General features: G+C 39.4%; 16 protein-coding genes. 15 read left to right on the forward strand and 1 reads right to left on the reverse strand.

Annotated elements, in window-relative coordinates; translation table 11 throughout:
• Positions 1 to 41: 41 nt before the first annotated feature.
• From I858_RS03745 to ltaS, 12 genes are all read left to right on the forward strand, one after another.
• Complete coding sequence (locus I858_RS03745; protein ID WP_049694849.1) at positions 42 to 1661, forward strand: ABC transporter substrate-binding protein; 1620 nt, start codon at positions 42 to 44, stop codon at positions 1659 to 1661.
• Positions 1662 to 1764: 103 nt separating this feature from the next.
• The gene (locus I858_RS03750; RefSeq protein ID WP_049694848.1) at positions 1765 to 2715 is read left to right on the forward strand and encodes a M14 family metallopeptidase; all 951 of its coding nucleotides are present in this window, start codon (positions 1765 to 1767) and stop codon (positions 2713 to 2715) included.
• A 2-nt stretch (positions 2716 to 2717) separates the two neighbouring features.
• Positions 2718 to 4103: an amidase gene (locus I858_RS03755; protein WP_049694847.1), complete on the forward strand. Its 1386-nt coding sequence runs from the start codon at positions 2718 to 2720 to the stop codon at positions 4101 to 4103.
• A 3-nt stretch (positions 4104 to 4106) separates the two neighbouring features.
• Positions 4107 to 5252: a M20 family metallopeptidase gene (locus tag I858_RS03760; RefSeq protein WP_049694846.1), complete on the forward strand. Its 1146-nt coding sequence runs from the start codon at positions 4107 to 4109 to the stop codon at positions 5250 to 5252.
• A 3-nt stretch (positions 5253 to 5255) separates the two neighbouring features.
• Positions 5256 to 5984 carry a creatininase family protein gene (locus I858_RS03765; RefSeq protein ID WP_049694845.1) on the forward strand — a complete coding sequence of 243 codons (729 nt, stop codon included), beginning with the start codon at positions 5256 to 5258 and terminating at the stop codon, positions 5982 to 5984.
• 4 nt (positions 5985 to 5988) lie between these two features.
• A complete protein-coding gene (locus I858_RS03770; protein WP_049694844.1) occupies positions 5989 to 7257 on the forward strand; it encodes a hypothetical protein in 1269 nt (422 codons plus the stop codon).
• A gap of 34 nt (positions 7258 to 7291) precedes the next feature.
• Entirely contained in the window at positions 7292 to 9022 is a 1731-nt protein-coding gene (locus I858_RS03775; protein ID WP_049694843.1) for a M28 family peptidase, read from the forward strand.
• A gap of 200 nt (positions 9023 to 9222) precedes the next feature.
• A complete protein-coding gene (locus I858_RS03780; protein WP_049694842.1) occupies positions 9223 to 9801 on the forward strand; it encodes a PepSY domain-containing protein in 579 nt (192 codons plus the stop codon).
• 265 nt (positions 9802 to 10066) lie between these two features.
• Positions 10067 to 13837, forward strand: a complete 3771-nt coding sequence (locus I858_RS03785; RefSeq protein ID WP_049694841.1) for an AAA domain-containing protein — start codon at positions 10067 to 10069, stop codon at positions 13835 to 13837.
• A 4-nt stretch (positions 13838 to 13841) separates the two neighbouring features.
• Positions 13842 to 14609 (forward strand): hypothetical protein, encoded by a 768-nt coding sequence (locus tag I858_RS03790; protein WP_049694840.1) that lies wholly within the window; start codon positions 13842 to 13844, stop codon positions 14607 to 14609.
• Between the two features lie 101 nt (positions 14610 to 14710).
• Positions 14711 to 15226, forward strand: coding sequence for a hypothetical protein (locus I858_RS03795; protein WP_049694839.1), 516 nt, complete (start codon positions 14711 to 14713; stop codon positions 15224 to 15226).
• 482 nt (positions 15227 to 15708) lie between these two features.
• On the forward strand, positions 15709 to 17652 hold the full coding sequence (gene ltaS / locus I858_RS03800) for a lipoteichoic acid synthase (protein WP_049694838.1): 1944 nt from the start codon (positions 15709 to 15711) through the stop codon (positions 17650 to 17652).
• A 62-nt stretch (positions 17653 to 17714) separates the two neighbouring features.
• Here ltaS and I858_RS03805 read toward each other — a convergent pair whose 3' ends face one another.
• The gene (locus I858_RS03805) at positions 17715 to 18278 is read right to left on the reverse strand and encodes a DUF4256 domain-containing protein (RefSeq protein WP_049694837.1); all 564 of its coding nucleotides are present in this window, start codon (positions 18276 to 18278) and stop codon (positions 17715 to 17717) included.
• Positions 18279 to 18458: 180 nt separating this feature from the next.
• On the opposite strand from I858_RS03805, the gene efeO reads away from it, so the two are divergent.
• From efeO to I858_RS03820, 3 genes are read left to right on the forward strand one after another with little or no spacing between them, the layout of a single operon-like run.
• On the forward strand, positions 18459 to 19307 hold the full coding sequence (gene efeO / locus I858_RS03810) for an iron uptake system protein EfeO (RefSeq protein ID WP_083553652.1): 849 nt from the start codon (positions 18459 to 18461) through the stop codon (positions 19305 to 19307).
• A 5-nt stretch (positions 19308 to 19312) separates the two neighbouring features.
• Positions 19313 to 20587, forward strand: coding sequence for an iron uptake transporter deferrochelatase/peroxidase subunit (gene efeB / locus I858_RS03815; RefSeq protein WP_049694836.1), 1275 nt, complete (start codon positions 19313 to 19315; stop codon positions 20585 to 20587).
• Positions 20562 to 22316 carry an FTR1 family protein gene (locus I858_RS03820; RefSeq protein ID WP_049694835.1) on the forward strand — a complete coding sequence of 585 codons (1755 nt, stop codon included), beginning with the start codon at positions 20562 to 20564 and terminating at the stop codon, positions 22314 to 22316. The genes efeB and I858_RS03820 overlap by 26 nt, the downstream gene beginning before the upstream one ends.
• Positions 22317 to 22414 lie beyond the last annotated feature (98 nt).

Genomic DNA, 22414 nt, shown 5'->3' on the forward strand with positions numbered 1-22414 from the left:
ATACTTTCACAATCAACATCAAAATTAAAGGGGGAAATACAGTGAAGTTCAAAAATCAGTGGTCAAAGTTATTTTTATTCCTCGTTATCGCTGTTTTAGTACTTGCAGGCTGCCAAAATTATAGTGAAGAAGAAACGAGTTCGTCAGAAGGAACAACTACAAGTTCAAATGAAAACTTCAATGCTGAAGTCTTTAATTTTGCCACTAACCAAGATATTCCAGGACTTGATCCCCATGGAGCAGCGGCAAATACAACATTTCGTGTTATTTATCTTATGTATGATCGTCTTGTGACATATGAAGGCTCATCAACTGAACCTACACCGATGCTTGCAAAGAGCTGGGATATCTCTGAAGATGGGCTTGAATATACATTTCATCTTGTCGAAGATGCAAAATTTCATGATGGTTCTCCAGTGACGGCTGAAGCCGTACAGTATTCATTTACACGAGCCATTGATGTCGGGAAATCTGCTGCAGGAATTTTCAATAAAGTTATTGATAAAGATAGTTTCGAAGTTGTTGATGATTATACGATAAAAATCACATTGAAAGAACCATTTGCACCATTTATCAGTACATTAGGAACAGCTTTCGGTAATATCATCAACCCGGTACTAGAAGAAAAGCACGGAGATGATCTTGGAGAAAGTGTTCTTGCTGAAACTGAAATGGGCTCAGGGCCGTATGTCTTAGAAAGCTGGAATCGTGGTGAAACCATGGTGATGAAAGCAAATCCAGATTACTGGGGAGAAGCCCCAACTATGGAAACTGTTAATATTCGATTTATTTCAGAAGCTTCTACTGCGCGTCTTATGCTAGAAAAAGGAGAAATCGATTTGATTGATAATACGGTCATTTCACCTGAAGTACTTGGACAGATGCGAGATACAGAAGGTGTAGAAGTTGTTGAAGCAGACGGCTATCAAATTGACTATATGCCAATGAATACAGAAAAAGGTGCACTTGCTGATGTGAAAGTACGCCAAGCAATTGCTCACAGTATCAATTACGATGCTCTTCTTGAAAGTGTCTATTTGGATCAGGCAGAACGTATTGGTGGGGCAGTTCCGAAAGGAATGTTTGGATTTAGCGAGGAAGCTAAGCTTTACGAATATGATCTTGATAAAGCGAAAAAACTATTAAAAGAAGCAGGTCATGAAACTGGTTTAACACTTGAAATAGCGATTTCAGACGACAGTGAAGTACGAAGCAATACCGCTTTGTTATTGCAATCTGATTTAGAGAAAGTTGGCGTAACATTAGATATCAAAACATATGCATGGCCAACATTCCTGGATTTGGTAACAAGCGGCAAACATGATTTCGGCCTTGTTTCTTGGACGCCAGACTATCCAGATCCTGACTATAACCTTTGGTACTTTGCTCATTCATCAAGCAAAGGCCCTGGATTCAACTTGGCATTCTATGAAAACAGTGAAGTCGATAGCTTGCTAGAAGAAGCTCGAACTTCAACAGATGAAGCACTACGAGAACAAAATTACATGGAAATTCAAAATACAATGGCTGAAGAAGTTCCTTATATCTTTGTTGCACAACCGAAACTTGAAGCACCTATGCGTACATGGGTCAAAGGGTATGAACTAAACCCGATGAATTCTTGGTACGTACCGTTCCATAAAATTACAAAAGAAGAGTAAAGGTCATGGGAGCAGTTGTGGAAACACGATTGCTTCCCTCTTTTTTAGAAGTCTATAGTTTATCAATCTGTATAGTAAACCAATGAAATGGAGGAAAGAATGGATGAGCACTAAATGGGGAATTGGTAATTTGTTTGCTGCTAAAGGAGAAAAAACAAAAGGACATTTGGAACTGCCAACGCTCAACGAAAAGTTACCTGCATTTTTAGCCAATGGATTACATGAAGGTCCAACCGTCCTTGTTATGGGTGGGATTCATGGGTGTGAGTACACCTCTATTGACGCCGCATTAAAAATTGGGATCTCATTGGATCCTAAGTATATACAAGGCAAGATAATCATACTCCCAATTGTGAATATCTCTTCATTTTATGCGCGTAGTATCTATGTTCATCCTGATGATCAGAAAAATCTGAACCGGATGTTTCCAGGAATTCAACATGGAACAAGCGCAGAACGCTTAGCTTATTGGCTGAATGAGATAGTTTTTAAGAAAGTAGACTATATTATCGATCTTCATGGAGGCGATATGATTGAAGCACTGGTCCCATTTACTATTTATCATGTGACAGAGGATAAAAAAGTTCTTCAAATCTCTAAAGAAATGGCTTCTCTTTTTGACATCAAATATGTAATTGGAAGTGATGGACAAGTACCGGGTTCAACATATGGTTGCGCTGCAGAACAAGGGATCCCTGCAATTATCGCTGAAGCAGGTCAACAAGGAATTCTCAGTAAAGAACAATCTTTAATGTTGCAAGAAGGCGTAAAGAATATTCTTATATCAATCCATGTACTGAAAGGAAAAGTTATCAATAGAAATTCGATATACCTATCTGTCTTTGAATGGTATCGTTCTGATGTCCAATGTCTTTGGTATCCTGAGATAGCAATTGGAGATCAAGTAGAAAAAGGACAGTTGCTTGGTCGATTGTCTGATGAATTTGGTGAAACTATTCGGGAAGTATATTCGAATTCAACGGGTATTGTTCTTTTTCTTGTCAGTTCACTGGCAATCAATCAAAATGATCCATTACTTGCAGTGGGGGCGTAACGATGGAACATTTATTGGATATCTCACTCACAGAACTCGCCAAGCTTTACCGAAATACTGAAGTATCACCAGTCGAAATTGTAAAAGCTACTTTTGAGCGACAACTAAAAGTTGAACCTCAGCTAAACGCATTTATTTCACTTACTGAAAAAGAAGCGCTGCAACAAGCAAAAGAAGCAGAAAAACACTTTTTAAGGCGTGAATCTGTTCATATATTAACTGGAATTCCTTTTTCTGCAAAAGATTTGTTTTATACGAAAGACATTCGGACTACGTGCGCTTCAAATATTCTCAGAAATTTCAAACCAGATTTTACTGCTACTGCTATTAAAAAGCTTTTAGAAAATGGTGCTGTAATGATTGGCAAGAATAATATGTTGGAGTTTGCTTATGGTGTAGTTCACCCTGATTTTGGAAAAACAAATAATCCGTGGGATCTTTCCAAAACTTCTGGAGGTTCTTCAAGTGGATCGGTAGCAGCAGTTGCAAGTGGTATCGGGTTTTTCTCGTTAGGCACTGATACGGGTGGATCGATCCGAATTCCAGCTTCTTACTGCGGCGTAGTTGGATTAAAGCCAACACGTGGACTTGTTAGTACACACGGTGTCTTTCCGCTGTCACAGTCGCTCGATCATGCTGGGCCTATAGCTCGAAATGCGCTTGACGCTGCGCTTGTAATCGAAACAATTTCAGGATGTGACTCGGAAGATCCTTACTCGCTTGCAGGAAAAATTACAGCAGTCGACATTGAAAATTTTTATGCATCGATTAATAAACGTATTGGTATTTTACCTGAGCGACAGCTCGGAGGGCTTACACCAGATGTTCGTAGCGTTTATAAAAATACACTTAAACACGTACAATCACTCGGTTGGGAAATAGAAGAAATCACAATTCCAGGTTGGTCGCAGACTGAAGATATCATTATGAACGTCTTGCTTCCGGAAGCAGCCCAAATTCATAAGCAATGGCTTGATCGAAAAAAAGAGTACGCAACCATGACATATCATCAAATTGAAATGGGCATGGAAAAGAAAGCGGTCGATTATTTAGACGGCTTGCTTAGTTTAAAAAAATATACTGAAGATGTCACAAGGCTATTTAAGAGTATAGACTTTTTATTATTGCCAACGGTAGCTTTTGCGGCGCCTGCTGAAGACCCAGTTATTGGCAGTTCAGAAGAAGATGAAATGGTTTTTACAGGACCATTTAATATTTCGGGACATCCAGCGGTTACGATCAATATGGGATTCACTGAAAATGGATTGCCAGTTGGAATGCAGCTCGTTGCTCCACATTTCCGAGATATTGAGCTTTTGCAAGCTGCAGCACAACTTGAACACTTAAGAGCTGTGAAGTTGCCGCCACTGATTGGAAAAGGAGTTTAGATGATGCAAACTATTCTGGAATACTCGGAACAACATAAAAATGACATGAAAGAAACATTAATTCGTCTTGTTCAAGCAGAATCACCTTCACGCAATAAGCTACTATCCGATCGTTGTGGCCAAGTATTGGCAGATTTGTTTGAGGAGTTGGTTGAAGGGCAAGTAAAAGTAATTGAAAAAGAAACTGTTGGCAATCAGTATCGCTTTACGGTCGGTTCTGGCTCTGCACAAATACTGATTATTGGTCACTACGATACAGTGTGGGATCAAGCAACTATCCCGTTGCGTGAAGAAAATGGAGTGCTTTATGGACCTGGTGTATTCGATATGAAAGGCGGATTGATTGTCACGTTATGGGCATTAAAAGCATTAAAGAGTACAGGTATTGACTTAACTAAAAAAATCGTCTTTCTTGTAACGTCAGATGAAGAAATTGGCAGCTCGCATTCGCGTGCGCTAATCGAAGAAGAAGCAAAAAAAAGCGAGCTTGTGCTGGTGCCTGAATCGAGTATTTCTAATTCTGGATCTGTCAAAACGTTCCGTAAAGGCATTGGGATTTTTAAGATCGAAGTTAACGGCATCGCGGTACACGCAGGCATCAATCCGTGGCAAGGAGTCAGTGCCATTGATGAACTTGTTCTCCAGTTACAGAAAATTAAAAAGTTAGACGATCGCGAAGCAGGAATTTCGGTGAACATAGGAACGATTTCCGGTGGAACCCGAACAAATGTAGTAGCAGATTATGCAGAAGCGATGATTGATGTGCGCTTTACGACGAAAGTACAAGGTCAAGAACTTGAGGCTGCTTTGCGTAGCAGTTTACCTTTTTCACAAAGAGCGGTCGTCACTATTACAGGTGATATTAACCGATATCCGATGGAAGAGACCAAAGAAGTCCTCACTTTGTTTAATGAACTTAAAGAAATTGCTGAGGGGCACGGTTATGTCCTTCAAAAGGGCGGTTCTGGAGGAGCTAGTGACGGCAATTTTACTGCAACACTTGGCATTCCAACGATTGATGGACTTGGACCAATGGGCGATGGTGCCCATGCTGTACATGAACATATCTTGCTTGGAAATTTACCTTATCGCGCAGCGTTAATTGCTGAATTGCTTGAACGTCATTTGACTTATAAGGAGGGCATATGATTAATGGACATGATGACAATAAACTTAAAAGAATTTAAAGAAATGCAAAAAACGGTAAACACAGTGCTGTTGCCAATCGGCATGATTGAAGCGCACGGGCCACATTGCGCACTTGGAACGGATGTTTTGATTCCACGTGAGTTTGTTCGTCGATTAGAAAAAGAAAGAGGTAATCAGATTTTGATGGCACCTGAAGTAACATACGGCCATTCTTGGGGACTCGCATCATTCCCAGGTACCATTGATATTTCAGCAAAAGCGTTTAGCAATTACGTGTTCGAAATTTGCAAAGGATTTTATGAAAATGGGTTTAATAATATCATTTTGTTTAACGGCCATGGAGGCAATATTTCAAGTCTTGATATTGTAACTGAAAAACTTGCAGATATCGGTGTTCGAACATTGACAATTAATTGGTATGTTGATTACCGAGAAGACATTAAAAAAATCGCAGCAAATCCAGGTCATGCCGGTGAAGACGAGACTTCACTGGTATTAGCAATTAACGAAAAATATGCTTTTACTGAAGGAGTAGGAAGCCACGAAATTCCTTTAGCAAAACGTTTTCGTTTTAAGGATGGAGGCGCCACATTATATCCAGAAGCTTTCTCTGGTGATGCAGAAAATGCGACAGCTGAAAAAGGTGAAAAATTATACCGCATGATGATGAACTTGATACTCAAAGATATTGATACATTATGGAAAATTGAACAGCAACAAGAGAGGAGATAAAAATATGACTTTACGTTGGACACCACAACCAGTGGGCGATGCGATTGTTGATATCGTTTTAAGCCTAAATGAACAAGCCCAATCGATGCACGGAACAGAAGTGGCAACAGCAAGTTATAGTAAAATCAAACCTTCAATTAATAACTTAGACGCCATAGGGCGAAAAATTGAAGAAGTAGAAAAAGAAATCCAAGAGCTTGAAGGGCATCCGGGAAGATATCTCCGTTCAATGCTCAATGCCTATGGATACTTTGTGCGTAGCTTGCAAGGAGATGATTTGCCATATGCTGAGTATATCGCAAATATTCAAGAACTGCCTGCCACGCTCATTTCAGAAGAAGCGATGAAAGGGCATAGAGAACTTGTAGAACAAGGGCTAACTAATTTGAACTATAAAGGAAGCTTAAAAGACAAAGCGGAGAATTGGCTTAAAGATACACTGATCTCACCTGAGAAAGTAGTAGAAGTGGCAGAATCAATGAAGGAGAAAAGTAAAATAGGTACATTAAAGCGCGTCATTGAACTACCGAAAGAAGATGGTATCGATTATATCAAATCTATTCGTGATGTGTTTTGGAGTGGTTACTCTAAATACACTGGTGATTTCAGAGGGAATCTGACGTTCAATATTGATAGACCTTGGACGGAACCGGTACTTGCACAAATTATGACACATGAGAGTTACCCAGGTCATCAAGCATTTTATTGCCGGTGGGACTATCTTTTCCAACAAGATAAACTACCACTAGAAGCGTCTTATTATCTCATCAATTCACCAACCAATGCGCTATTTGAAGGTGGGCCGGAAAGCGCACTTCACTTTTTAGGGTGGGACCGAGATGAAGAAGAGACAGAAGAAATTTCTCTTGAGCAAAAAGAACAGTATAAACTGGCACGTGACTGGATTGATATGCAACGCATGGCTATGACAAATGCGTGTTATATGTTTAACACAAGGGAGATGAACAAAGAAGAGTCTGTTGCCTACATGATGGAAAAAGGATTGCTTGGAGAAATTGAAGCAAATAATTGTTATCGTTTCTTTTCGCATCCTATACAGAAGACGTATTATCCCTCTTACTATTATGGACGTTGGATGGTTGGCAAAGCGTATGATTCCGTTCCAAAAGAGCAACGACCAGCATTTTTTGAAACCCTTTACGATACACCTCATACAACCAATACATTTATCGACGCAGTAAGTAAGTTAGTGGGTAGAAAATTTCAACCCTTTGAGCAAGTAAAAAATTCCAAAGAAGATTTTTTAATCTAATTATAGATGAGTGCTCAAAGAAAGGAGCGTTTACATGACCACTAATTTGACTGCCATTCAAAAGAGCCTGGTTGGAGCTGTTTCTGCGGATGGTCTGATGGCATACACAGCAGAAATTTCAAAAGAAATACGGCTCTCGGGCTCATTAGAAGAGTTGCGAGCATTTAAATATGCCAAAAGCGTACTCGATGAGCTAGGAGCAGAAACCCGCTTGACGTTTCATGACGGATTTATTAGCTTACCCGTATCCGCTGAACTAAAAGTAGGGGAAATCAACATGCCATGTATCACTCATTCGATGTCTGCCACAACGGGTACTGAAGGTTTATATGGAGATTTGGTTTATATAAGATCTCTTAGTTCCAATGTGAATACAATAGGGAAGATTGTGTTGATAAAAGGAATTGCTACACCAGGTACTGTAGAAATGTTGGAAACAGCCGGAAGTCTAGCAGTCATTTTTATTAATGGTACAATCACCCACGAAATGACCGTATCACGGGTGTGGGGCAATCCGACTCCAGAAACCAAAAAAGAGTTCCCAAAAATTCCTGTGCTATCCATTACAGAAGTCGAAGCAAATTTGTTACTTAAGCAATTAGACCATTCTAGTAACCACATCGAAGTTTGGTTGAAAACAATTGTTGATACCGGATGGCGTAAAATCCCTACACTAGTTGCTGAATTGAAGGGGGAAGTGGAGCCGGAGAAGTTCGTTTTGTTTAGTGGACATATCGACTCTTGGCATTATGGAGCTATGGATAATGGAAGTGCCAATGCAGCAATGCTAGAAACTGCAAGAGTGCTAACCGAATGCCAAGTGCCTCTTCGACGGACGCTAAGGCTGGCTTTTTGGTCGGGGCATTCACATGGGCGATATTCTGGGTCTACTCATTACAACGACATGCATTGGGAAGACTTACACGAAAATTGTTTCCTACATGTATATGCTGATTCATTAGGTGGAAAAGGCGCTACGATTCTGAGTGAAAGTAATTGCATGGCTGAAACGAGAGATTATGGAGGTGGATTTGTTAAAGCATTAACTCAAGAAAATTTTATCGGCAAAAGATTTGGTAGAGGGGGAGACCAATCTTTCTGGGGAACGGGCATTCCTGCACTATTTATGGGAATGTCGGAACAACCACTAAGTGATAATTTGGCTTCGCAAACGCTTGCCAGTTTGTTTGGTGGCATCAAATCTGGTGGATTTGGATGGTGGTGGCATACAACTGAAGATACACTGGACAAATTAGATCCTGCTAACTTGCGCCGTGACTGTCAAATTTATGTGTCCGTCATTCATGACGCTTGTACGAGAAAAGTTCTTCCCTTTAATCATGAAGCAGGTGCGCACGAAATTCGAAAAGCGTTAGAGCATTATCAAAAATTGGCGGACAGTCGCCTAGACCTGACACGAGCGCTTGAGCGAGCAACATTACTTGAAAGTTTAGGTATGCAACTCAACAAAGTTATGCACAACAGAAACTGGAGTGACGATGCCGCAAAAGCATTCAACGATGCCATGCTCTCGATTTCACATGAACTTATTCCACTCAATTATGTGAGTGGAGACAGATTCGATCAAGATTTAGCGATGAACCAGCCTGTTCTTCCCCTTTTGAAGGATATCAGTTTGCTGGCTTTGACAGAACAAGGAAGCGCTGAAGATTTGGAATGGCAAACACTTTTAAAAAGAAGATTAAACAAAGTGGAGTATAGTTTACTGAAAGCTTGTCGAATTGCACAAGCTCTCATTCCGTAAAAAAGAAGACATTTTCTTGTTGGCTGTCGTAAGTAACTTTTTATAGAAGCGAATTGAAAAATACTTAAAGAAATATGAAATCCATCAGCATTTTTTTTATAAAATACGAATAATTCTCATCAAATTCTAATGTTCTTCTCAGTCTTGTCTCATTCTTGAAAGTTATGATTGGTTTGTAGACAGATAGAGGAGGAATAATTTTGAAAAACACAGTTATAATTGGAACAGTAGTAGGTACAGTCGTTTTAGGTGGTCTTGGAGGAGTAGCAGCTTTTGCAGCAACCAGTGACCACAACTCAGCAGGGCAATCTGGAATTACGGCAGAAAAAGCGCTTGAAATCGCATTTTCTCATACAGAAGGAACAGTTCAAGAAGTAGAACTTTCTTTTGAAGAAAATGGAGATTATTATGAAATTGACATCGACAGCAATACGAGCGAATATGAATTTAATATTGATGCAGTAAAAGGTGAAATCCTAGATCAGAATGCAGAAAATGTAGAGCAAGAAGAAAAGGAAGACAATGCAACTGACAACGGCAACCATTCAAATGAACTAGCGGATGTCGCTTCTTTTGATGAATACAACATGATTGTTGACCAAGTAAACACAGATGAGCTAACGTTCCAGCTAGCTACTGATAACCAAGGAAACCGCATCATGTTGCTACTAGACGAAAACGGTAAAAAACAATATAAAACGATTTTCGTTAAATACGATAAACACTTGAAAATTATTGATGTGAATAATGGTGGATTGGTATACAACGGTCGTATTTAATTGATCTAGTTATAAACTAATTGAATCGAGTAAAGGCCCTTTCGAAATCAAGTGATTTTGAAAGGGTATTTTTTTTGATTTTGCAGAGCGCTAACAAGTCTTAATAAATGCTCGTAAATCATGTTAAGCATCTATAACAATTTAACTTCAAAATTCACAAGATAAAAACCGCATTTCTTCGAATAGATGATATGATTAGATGAAAACAGATCAGACACAATGCGTCGATTTGAAATTTATTTAGCTTCAGAGAACAGGTGATTACATGAAGAAAGCACATACAGTTATTTATAAAACATCAGTACGGCTAACCAAGACGGCAACGGAAAAAATGGGCGTGTTCGGCATCAGCGAACGCTCTTTTTTTGTTGCAGACAAAGCTTTTAAGGTGTTTATCGAGCGTTATCCTTCAAATGCGGATGGCGAGCTTTCGGTTGCGTTTATTTTTGACAAGTCAGAGAATATTCGGTTGATGGAAAAAGAGACAAGTGCACCAATTGTTTTGCACGGGATTTTTACCAATCACCATTTGTTGATTACCAACGTGACACAACGAAAGTCTTATCAAGCACTTGGTACCAACTGGCAACGTGAGGAATACGTACTATTTGAACGTTCGCGTGAGACGGCTTCTAGTCTATTGATAGACTTGGTCAATCGAATGACACCTGCTAAAGAAAGCTCCGAGTACGTTAAAAAGCGGATTAGCAGTTGGGAAGGGTATTTAAAGATTCAAGAACGCGGCATGGATATTCCAGACATCAAGACCACTTATTCAAAGTTGTCGTATAGCCATGATTTTAGTCGAATTACTTTAACAGGCTGTCAGCTCAAAGATTCTGAATGGAAATCCTTAAAAAACTTAACGGTGCGATTAACTGGGATTTCCGGAGATGTCGGGACTGTCATTAAAGTAGCAAATCAAACTGTTGAAATAGAGCTTCAAAACTATATAGTCAAACAGGTGCGTGAAAATGGCTCATCACTCGATAAAAAAGAAGTGATTTTTAGTAATTTTGCGGCTTTAAGTCAAATTCGTCGGCTACGACAAGGGTTTGCCAACTTGGAAAAAGGGATGGCAGTCAACCCCAATTTGGACCGACTGTTATTTGAAGAAAAGCCACCCGTTAAACCACTACGATCTTTAGAAAAGTTGTCTTTTCATAACCGGTTAAATGAATTTCAACAAAAAGCCGTTTCCGGTGCCTTAGCAGCAGAAGATTTATACGTCATACAAGGACCACCAGGAACAGGGAAAACAACGGTTATTTCAGAAATTTGCCTACAAAATGCAAAAAAAGGATTGCGTACGCTTGTTGCTTCGCAGTCAAACTTAGCAGTTGATAATGCACTGGGGCGATTACTCGCAAATAAAGACATTCGGATTTTACGTGTGGGCCGTACCGAAAGCATCGAAGAAGAAGGCAAAAAGTTTATTGAAGAAAACGTCGGCCAATATTGGAAAGACCACACGCTAGCAGAAGTGTCGGCACAATACACGATGCGTGAAAAACGCGAACCAGAATTAAAAAAAGAACTTACACATAACAAACAAGCTACAGAGAGATTAGAGCCAGTGTATAAAAACTTACTACTGGCCGTAGAAGAGAAAAAACAAGCACAGCAACAGCAACAAGAAATTCAACCACAACTCGAAAAAGAACAAATCCTGCTGTCCACACACAAAAAAGAACAAGAAAAAGTCGCACGTGACAAAAGAGCTACTGAAGAGGCGATACATGCCTTTGAAATAATACTTGGGCAAGATCAGTTGTTTATTGAAGACAAAAAAGGTATTGACTGGCTTGCACAAGAACAAAAAATCCAAGCAACCATTAAACAACTTCAACGAGCTCTTGGGCGAGAACGACTCGAGCAAGAGTTAGAAACAACAAGACAAGAACTTACTGTCATCACAGATAGACGTGATCAAATGGCAGACATTATTAAACAAAAGCAATTAGCAGTCAACAATATGGACAGTATCAAAAAAATGGACGGCTTGTTTGAAGTATTAACAGAAGAACGCATCGAAGAAACAGCGTCAATTACCTATTTGACTAACCGCTTAGAAGCCAATCGTGAAAATATGGCTGATTGGATCAAGCTCAATGAATACAACGAACTTGTTTCTACTGCGATTACCTATATCGAAAAATTATTAATATCAGTTGATATTGCTGTTGAAAAATTGAAACAACAAGCCTCTTTAAAAACACAAGCGTATAGCTCTACAGAAATTGATCAGTACTTGGAAAAGCTGAGAGCAGTATTAAAGAGCTCTCAGCGAACCGATCCGATGCTTCTGCAAAAAGCGCTCATTGGCTTATATAGAAGACAAAGTAATTTATGGCATAGAGGTGCGAAGTTTAAAGAAATCGATATTTATAAAGCAGAGTCAAAACGTGCGTTTAATGATTTGAAAAAAGCGTTATGCGAAGAACTCGTTAAACAACAAGAACAATACCGCATCTGGGACCAAAAATGGTTGGAAAAACAAGAAAAGCAACAAGAAGAAATAACACCACTTGAATTGCGTTATAAGCAATTGCCAAATACAGCAGAACTTCCGTTAGACATTAACGGGGCGATTCGTGATCAAAAAGAACAATTAAAAAAACTTCAAAAAGACAAAACTTTGGTTGAACAAATAAAACAGCGTATAGCAGATCAGCAAGCTGAACATGCACAAAAAACAGGAGGGCTCAAAACTCATCATGCTCAGCTAATTAAAATAGAAGCTGATATTGAACAAATCGAAATAGCCATAGCGAGTTACGAAAATCAACTTGCTGCTTTAACAGGGATTTTATCTTCAGCTCCTGAACGTCAGTTAGAAGAAACCGCAAAAGCACTCGCCAGTTTATCGTTTACGAAAGAATCACTAAACCAAGAAATGAAAAGTTTGCCTTTATTGCAATCGGTTCAAAAAAAATGGCTGGATTTATTGGCTGGTGCGAATGAACACGATTTGGACGAAATCCGAAAACTGTATATTAAACACGCCAACGTTATCGGAACTACGTGCGTGGCTTCGGCGCGCAAAGACTTTATCGATAACTATCCGGAGTTTGATGTGGTTATTATCGATGAAGTTTCAAAAGCTACACCACCTGAGTTATTATTGCCAATGTTAAAAGGACAAAAAATCATTTTAGTGGGCGATCATCATCAATTGCCACCACTTCTGGGCAATGACACATTAGAAGAAATGCTTCAAGAAATGATTGCAGAAGATAACGGCTTTGAAGAAAAAAAAGAGCTGGAAAAGCTATTAGAAGAATCGTTATTTGAGCGTTTGTATAAAAACTTACCCACTGCCAACAAAACGATGTTGGCCATTCAATACCGCATGCATGAAGATATTATGGAGACCATCTCACCGTTTTACCGGTTAGAAAGTGAACAATTAAAGTGTGGGATTGCAGATTCTAATAGCGAACGCGACCATTTGTTGGAATCGAATAGTGTAAAGCGTACTAATCACTTGATGTGGCTGGATTTGCCAAATGAACCGACCTATTTTGAAGAGCGCATGAGTGGCGGAAAAAGTTTATACAATGCAGCAGAGCTTCAAGAAATTCGTGGTCTATTAATAGAGTTAAACGATGCAGCAGCTGAAGCGAAACGAGCAGGACGAATGGCTCTAGATCAACAAAAAAGTATTGGCGTTATTAGTTTTTACGGCGAACAAGTGAAACGACTTCAACGCATGCTCGACCAAGAATTGTGCTTACCGCATTTAACGGTTCGAACAGGAACGGTCGACCGTTTTCAAGGAAGCGAACGAGATATTATTGTCCTGAGTATGGTGCGCAATAATCAAAACAAGCACGGCGATATTGGTTTTGCTAAAGACTATCGCCGCTTGAACGTGGCATTATCTCGTGCTAAAGAGTTGCTAGTACTTGTTGGCAGTTCCGAGATGTTTACCAAACGCGCAAAGCAACCAGAAACACGGAAAATGTATCAACATGTATTAGACATCGTTAAAAAGAAGAACGGCTTGAGAGTATTAGAAAAAAGTAAGGGGTAATAATGTGGACACTTTACGAAAGGACTTACGTGCAACGATAACAAGCAATCGGGATGTCTCTGTCGTTAACGAACTGCTATGGAAACTGCCGATTGCTTTGTACGATGTTGGGTTTGATCAAGTCAAACGCATGAAAATGGATATTTTGATGAAGATGCTCTTGTTGGCTTTTCAACAAGCCGACATTCGTCGAGCGGCTAACTTGTCGGAGATGTTGTTTGTAGAAGAATTGTTTATAAGCGACTTGATTTACAAAATGCAACGCATCGGATTAATCCATTTGGAAAAAGTGGGGTATAAGTTAACGCCGAAAGGACATAGCTATTTAGAAAAAGGAATTTTCGACGAAGAACTGGAAGGTGGTCAAACGGTCATTTCGTATAGCGCGATTCATGATGACTATTGTTTGGCAGTAGAAGACTCTTCGGAAGAAGCAGACGAAGCACTCGCACTTTATCGCTATCCCGCTCATGGCAGCTTAAACAAAGACCGAATCGAACAGCTCTTGTTTAAAGAAGGTGTTAGCAGTGGGGAAGAAAGCTTGCAAACCATTATTACCGGCATGACAAGCTGTATAGAGCAAAAAACAAAATACATTTCTTGCGTGGAATTTCAAATGTACGATGAAAAACAAGATCTTTTTTTTGCGCGTGTTTGGAATACGATGACGAGCAGCTGGGATGAAACAATAGAAAAGCAAATCGAAGCGCGTGAACTCGTGAAATGGCGCAAAACAATAGAAGAGCAGAACGTAAAAAAACAAGTGCAATAAAATCGTTGCACTTTTTTTATGTTTAAATCTATTGTAAAAAAATAGGCGGTCTGCTACGCTTATCTACAGAAGAACGATTACGAACCAAAGGAGACCAACTCATGTCGAATCTGTCATTAGCAGAAGCTGTAAAGTTAAAATCAGTCCTAGCAAAACGTATTCATGAATTGGAAGAAGAAATGGATCGCGTTGCTTTTGTGGAAATGGAAAAAGGCAAAAAAACACCAAAACAAGTGCGTTCGCTTTTCCAAGTAGAACAAGAAATAGACGACATTCGAAGAGATTTTCGACTGCTGGATAAATTGATGTACCAAGCGAATTTCGAAAACAAAGTAAGTTTTAATGGAGAAGAGCTTGCCATTGTCGAAGCAATTGAATTGGCAACACAGTTGCGTGCCAAAGCACGTAAGTTTAAAGAGTTTGGAACGTCTCTACAAGAAGAGCTTCAATTTGGTTATGGAGAAAGCGTTCCGGTTATTCGAAAAGCGATGTTCGACCCAGAAGAATACCGCATAAAAGCAGTTGAACAAGAACGATTGGCAAATCGGTTGTCAAACGCCATCAACACGAAAAACTATTCAATTGTTTTGGATTTTGATAGCGACAAGTATTTCTAAACCTTGGAGAGGTGAGACTCCGCTCCAAGGCATGGAAGGAAACCTCTTTTGTACTTCGGTGCAATCAACTCTAATGGCTACTGGCAAACCAATAACCCATACCCCATTACGATATTACCTGTTACCGATCACCAACTATAAGCAAGTGACGGTCGATGACCACTATCCTGTTTTAAAACTCCTTCCATGAATCCTCTTGCTTTCGAGCGAGAGGATTTTTCTTTTGTTCGAAACTTTTCGCGTGCATCAGACGTTCTACTACATAGACTTACTCGTTATTGTTACCACTACTGATGTAGTGTTTTTTAAGAAAAATAGATTTTTGAGGTAATGATAAAATAATTGAAGATTTAGAAAAAACGCCAAACTGTCATTTCTTAGTGTATTAGCGTAAAATAGAAGATGTTGTTGAAATATTGGGTATTGAGATGTTGAAAAAGTACCTAAATCCTTATAAAGATTAACTATAGAGAAGGTGTATTATGGAAAAAAGTAAAACGAACAATAAAAAAACAATAAACAAATACATACCACTGTTTGTATTAGCAGTGGTGATGTTGTGGATTAAAACTTATATATCCCAAAAAACACAGTTTAAGTTGGATGTTGAAGGAGCACTTCAAGAAATGTTGCTGTTTATCAATCCACTTGGGTCGGCCTTATTGCTTCTTAGCGTGTCATTCTTTTTCAAAGGTGCACGAAAATATTGGTCACTGTTGTTGATTTATACATTAATGTCTGTATTGTTGTATGCAAACGTTGTGTACTACCGATTTTTTAGTGACTTTATCACATTGCCAACCCTGTTTCAAACACAAAACTTCGGTGATTTGGGCGGCAGTGTGCTGACACTGATTCAACCAACTGATGCCTTCTTTTTTGTTGATGTATTGCTATTAATGTATCTCATCCTGTCGAAAAAAGTGAAAAAAGACAAAGGAAGTTTTAAAACAAAAGCAGTCCTACCCGTTATCACGATTGCGTTGGCGATTTCGTTTTTTAACTTAGCAATAGCAGAAACAGACCGCCCGCAATTATTGACGCGCGGATTTGACAGAAACTATATTGTGAAATATCTAGGGATGTACAATTACGCGCTTTATGACACAGTCGAAACAGTAAAGTCGTCATCTCAACGCGTACTTGCGGATAGTGATGATAATACAGAAATCTTAAACTACACTAAATCTAATTTTGCAGAACCCAACGAAGATTTTTTTGGTGCTGCTGAAGGAATGAACGTGGTCTATCTTCATTTGGAATCGTTCCAAACCTTTTTGATAGATTATGAATTAAATGGGGAAGAAGTAACGCCGTTTTTGAATTCGTTAACTGGAGATCAAAATACCTTGTATTTCGATAATTTCTTCCATCAAACCGCTCAAGGAAAAACGTCAGATGCAGAGTTTATGCTCGAAAACTCCTTGTTCGGCTTACCCAAAGGATCGGCTTTTATTACGAAAAGTCAAAATACGTATCAAGCAGCACCTGCAATTTTAAAAGACAAGGGCTACACGTCAGCGGTATTCCACGGTAACAATGGCACATTTTGGAACCGTTCTGAAATCTACAAGTCGTTCGGTTACGATTATTTCTTTGATATCGAGTCTTACGAAAACCTAACACCTGAAGACATGGCAGAGTATGGAGTCATGGACAAACCATTCTTCGAACAATCAGGTGAGATATTGGAGACATTGCCAGAACCGTTTTATACAAAATTGTTGACGGTTTCGCATCACTTTCCGTATCACATCAATCCAGACTTAACGACAATTGGAAAAGCAACAACGGGTGACCCAAGTGTTGATAATTATTTCCAAACAGCTCGCTATGCAGACGAAGCAATCGAACAGTTTTTCACACAATTAGAAGAGTCTGGTTTAGCTGACAATACGATGGTTGTGTTGTACGGAGACCATTACGGAATTTCTGATAATCACAATAACGCAATGGAACAAATACTTTCAAAAGAAATCACACCAGTTGAAAATGCAGATCTTCAACGCGTGCCGTTATTTATTCATGTGCCCGGCATGGAAGGTGGCATCGATCACACGTATGGTGGACAGATTGACTTGCTGCCGACGGTGCTTCATATGATGGGCGTAGAAACAGAAGATTATGTTCAATTTGGCGCTGATTTATTATCTGAAGATCACGAAGAAATAGTGACATTTAGAAATGGTGATTATGTCACTCCTGAAATTTATTCGATCGGTGAAAAGTACTACAACCCTGAAACGGGATTGCTGATAGAAGATGCACAATTAGAGCAAGCGGAGAAATTCCAGCAACAATCCAATTACGAACTAGAACTGTCTGACCAGCTAGTTAATGGGGATTTGTTGAGGTTCTATACGCCAAACGGATTTACACCCATTGTTCCGTCTGATTATAGCTACCAAAGTAGTCAAGTAGAATAACTTGTAAAACAAAAAGCATCACGACTTGCGTTGAAATCGCAAATCGTGGTGCTTTTTTGTGTTCAAACGCGTACCAATCCTCTAAACCCTCTTGCACTGTAATACGAGTCTGCTCCATTGTGATACAAGAAAACTTGACCGTACCGGCAATCGCAAAACAACGCGCCACCGCGATCGCGAATCGCTTGCGGTGTCAGTATCCAACTTGATGTTTTTAAATCGAAGTCGCCGTACTTTTGCAATTCGCGGTACTGATCTTCTGACAGAAGCTCAATGCCCATATCTGAAGCCCGTGTTAACGCATTGCTTTCAGGTTTGTTTTTTTTTCGATCATCTAGTGCCTTCTGATCATAACAAACACTTCTTCGACCACTTGGACTTTCGACAGCACAATCATAAAAAACGTATTCATTTTGATTTTCATCAAATTCGATAACATCAGGTTCTCCACCTGTTCGTTCCATTTCAAAAAGAGTCCATAACTTTTCTGGGTTCTCTTCGAGCTTTGATTGAATTTTTTTCCAAGACATCCATTTATGACGGGCAATGTTTTTCTCGAACCGCTCTTTTAATGTGTGAACCAATTCTTCACGTTGTTGGGTTGTGAGTTCTTTTTTCTGTACCATTATCTTTACCTCCTTTAGTTTGATGGTCTCAGTTACGTCTATATTCTAAGTTTGCCTGATAGACAAATTTTTGACAACTCCTTATTTTTATTTAAACGTATTGTCCAACTCTTCTTGACTTTTCATTGATAACGATTATCATTATTAGTTAGAGACAACTTCGAGAAAGAGGGTTCCCCCATGAAAAAAATGCCGTTTTTATTATCAACTTTGCTTATAACTGCTGCATTGGCAGGTTGCGCGGAAAAAGAAACAAGTTCGCAACCTGTTGAAGCAGCTCAAGAACCGATAGATTTGCAAGAAGAAGTAGGCGCTTACAAAGAGTTTGCGATTGAGCAAATGAATGAATTTGTTTTAGAAACAGAAAAATTTACAGAAGCTGTTAAAAGTGGTGATATGGAAAAAGCAAAAGAGCTTTATCCACTCGCTCGTATGTATTTTGAACGTTCAGAACCGATTGCTGAAAGCTTCGGAGACCTCGACCCTCGAATCGATGCGCGCTTAGCAGATATTCAAGAAGCAGGGCAAGGAGAAGAAGATTGGTCGGGGTACCATAAGATTGAATATGGTCTATGGGAAGAAAGCACAACAGAAGGTTATGCAGAAGTAGCAGACCAGTTATTAATGGATACAAAAGAACTTCGTGCACGTGTGGAAACAGTTGATGTCACACCTGACTTGATGATGACAGGCGCAGTGGATTTGTTGAACGAAGTATCAACTTCTAAAATTACGGGTGAAGAAGAAATTTATTCTCATACTGATTTGTATGACTTTCAAGCAAACATCGAAGGTGCTGAAAAAATTTTCCGGATTTTAGAACCAGAAATTACAGCAAAAGACCAAACGTTAACAGAAAATCTTGAAGCCAAATTTGAAGCTTTATATGCATTATTAGATGAACATCGAATAGGGGAAAATGGTTTTGTCTCTTACGAAGAATTGACTGCAGAAGATACGAAACAGTTATCCGAAGCTGTAAATCAATTAGGTGAGCCACTTAGTCAAATGGGCATCATAATGGAGTGAGCAAAATGACATCGACAGATGAAAAATGGTTGGAAAAGAAAATTTCCAGACGGTCTATGCTAAAAATTACAGGAGCTAGTGCAGCAGGGGCTGCTGTATTGGCTTCAGGTATGGGCGGTGTCGCGAAAGCTTTTGGTTTTGATATTTTAGAAGATGATGCAACTGCTCAAAACAAAGTGAAGTTTTACGGCAAACACCAATCCGGGATCACCACAGACACTACGACGCATGTTTACTTTGCATCGTTAAATGTTCTCGTTGGATCACAAAGTGAGTTGCAAGAGTTGTTTAAGACATGGACGCCATTAGCTGTTCGGCTAATGAATGGTGAACAGCTTGAAGAAGCTTCACCAGGCGTCTTTACGCCACCAGACGATACAGGTGAAGCTGCGGGTCTTGATGCTTCCAACTTAACCCTCACTTTTGGGGTGGGTCCTTCGTTATTTGCTAATAAAAAATTCGGTTTAAGTGCAAAAAGACCATCCGAGCTAAACGAGTTGCCTCATTTTCCAAAAGATCAAATTGCCGACCAGTTTTCTGGTGGAGATATTTGTATTCAAGCATGTGCAGATGATCCGCAAGTCGCTTTTCATGCTGTGCGCAATTTAGTGCGTGCGGCTTCTGGAAAAGTCACATTAAAATGGACGCAAACTGGATTTACCTCAACACCGAAAGAAAAAGATAAAAAAGCAACGCCGCGAAACTTATTTGCTTTTAAAGACGGTACAGTAAACCCAAGTCCTAAAAGTGATATCGATATGAATGAAGTTGTATGGGTACAACCCAATGAGTCGCAAAGCTGGATGGCAAGTGGCACTTATTTAGTGGTTCGTAAAATTCAAATGCATTTGGAGACGTGGGATCGAACTTCTTTGAAGGCTCAAGAAGATACGTTTGGCAGACACCGTGATAGCGGTGCACCGATTGGCAAGAAAAACGAGTTTGATGAAGTCGATTTGGATTCCAAAGATGCGACTGGCAATCCACATATATCAGCCGATTCACATATGGCATTAGCAAGAAAAGTAAAAGATCGGATTTTACGAAGAGGATTTTCTTATGCGAGTGGATTGATTGATGAAACGGGCGCATATGATGCAGGATTGTTGTTTATTTCATTCCAAAAAAACCCGCAGCAATTTATTAACATACAAAATGCACTAGGACGTGCCGATAAGTTGAATGAATATATTACCCACCGAGGTAGTGGTGTTTTCGCTTGCTTCCCTGGGGTACAAAAGGGGAGTTATATTGGTGAGAAACTTTTTAGTGCATTTTAAAACGCTTGTACTTGTTATTGGATTGTTAGTTGTTCCAGCTCACGCACTTGCTGCAGATGAACAGTCATTTGGTTCTTTCTATGTGTCGATTACAGAAGCCATTATGAGTACAGAAAATGGAAACGATGAAAAAGCTGGAAACGCGATTGAAGAGTTCGAAACCAATTGGCAACAAGTAACAGTAACCACAGGAAAAGAATCGGAAGAAATCACAAAAGCACTTGAAAAAGCTACTGACGCAACGACGAGTAAAGAACGCTTAGCTGCATTAACAGCCTTGTCAAAAGCGCTGACAGCTTATGAAAAAGCTGAAAACCCAGTGGATGAAAGAGCACAAAGACAAGAATTTTTGAAAGCGATGGAACCGTTTGTTGTAGAGTTGAAAGCAGCAGTCGCAACTGGAGATAAAGAAGAAATTCAAGAATCTTACGATGTATTTTTGAAAAGTTGGGGGAAAAACGAACGTGTCGTTCAAGCGCAAAATATTGCAGCTTACGGTCAAATCGAAACACAAATGTCCTTTATGCGCATTTCGTTAGCTGAAGAAGAGTTTGAAGTTTCTGCTTTTAGCGAACAAGTCGTAGCGTTAGAACAAACTATTCAAAACTTTGGTGCAGGAAATATAAAAGAAACAAAAGCGACAGATGAGTATTCTCTTGCTACATTGATCGGTTTACTAGACGACAGTCAAGAGTCAATCAAAAAAGAAGAGTACACAAAAGCTGCCGATACTTTAAAAGAATTCATTGTGATTTGGCCAACTGTTGAAGGGGAAGTCCGTACAAAAAATGCCAGTTTGTATAGTGAGATTGAATCAGAACTGCCTCTTCTTGTTGGTGAATTAACGCGTGATGATGTACAAGCATCTGCAGTCAGTGAAAAACTAGATTCGTTAAAACAACAAATTAGTTTTATTCAACAAGATACTGAATATAGCTTTTGGGACTCTGCGTTAATTTTGCTTCGTGAAGGATTGGAAGCGTTACTCATTATTTCCGCGCTTATTGCGTTTTTGAAAAAAGCGGGTCAACAGCATTTGCAGCATTATATTTACATGGGAGCAGCAGCTGGAATTGGACTAAGTATTATAGCGGCAATTTTAATGTCTACGCTGTTTCAATCGGGAACGATCGACGCAAGTCGCGAAGTGTTAGAAGGCTATATTGGTCTTTTGGCTGCAGCGATGATGCTGGGTGTAGGCGTATGGCTACATAGCAAATCCACCGTCACTGCATGGAATCAGTATATTTCTAAACAAATGAATCAAGCTTTATCTAGTCAAAGTGTCTGGTCAATGGCACTTCTCAGCTTTTTAACGGTATTCAGGGAAGGTGCAGAAACTGTCGTTTTTTATATGGGAATTGCACCCAAAATGTCTACATTTGATTTTATTTTAGGAATTGCTTTAGCTTTAGTCATCTTAGTTGCCGCTGCATTTTTCTTTGCAAAAGCGAGTAAAAAAATACCACTTCACTTATTTTTTGGTGTAGCAACTGTGTTTATTTACCTGCTGGCGTTTAAAATCATTGGCGTCAGTATCCACACTTTGCAGTTGACCAATGTATTGCCAACACATATTATTGCGGACTTGCCTGTGATCAACATTATCGGATTTTATCCATCTATTGAAACTTTGAGCGCACAACTCGTGTTATTGGTGCTAATTGTGGCAACGATCCTTTATAAAAAAAAGCAATCTAATTCAACTCATGTGGTGGTAGAAAACTAAACTAGAAGAAAAAGTTCAGAAAAAACTAGCCCGCGAATTTTTGAACTCGAAGCGAATACAAAACGAAAACCACTAAAGAAAAGCTTTTCTTTAGTGGT

This window comes from Planococcus versutus (assembly GCF_001186155.3).
In the GTDB taxonomy this organism is placed as follows: domain Bacteria; phylum Bacillota; class Bacilli; order Bacillales_A; family Planococcaceae; genus Planococcus; species Planococcus versutus.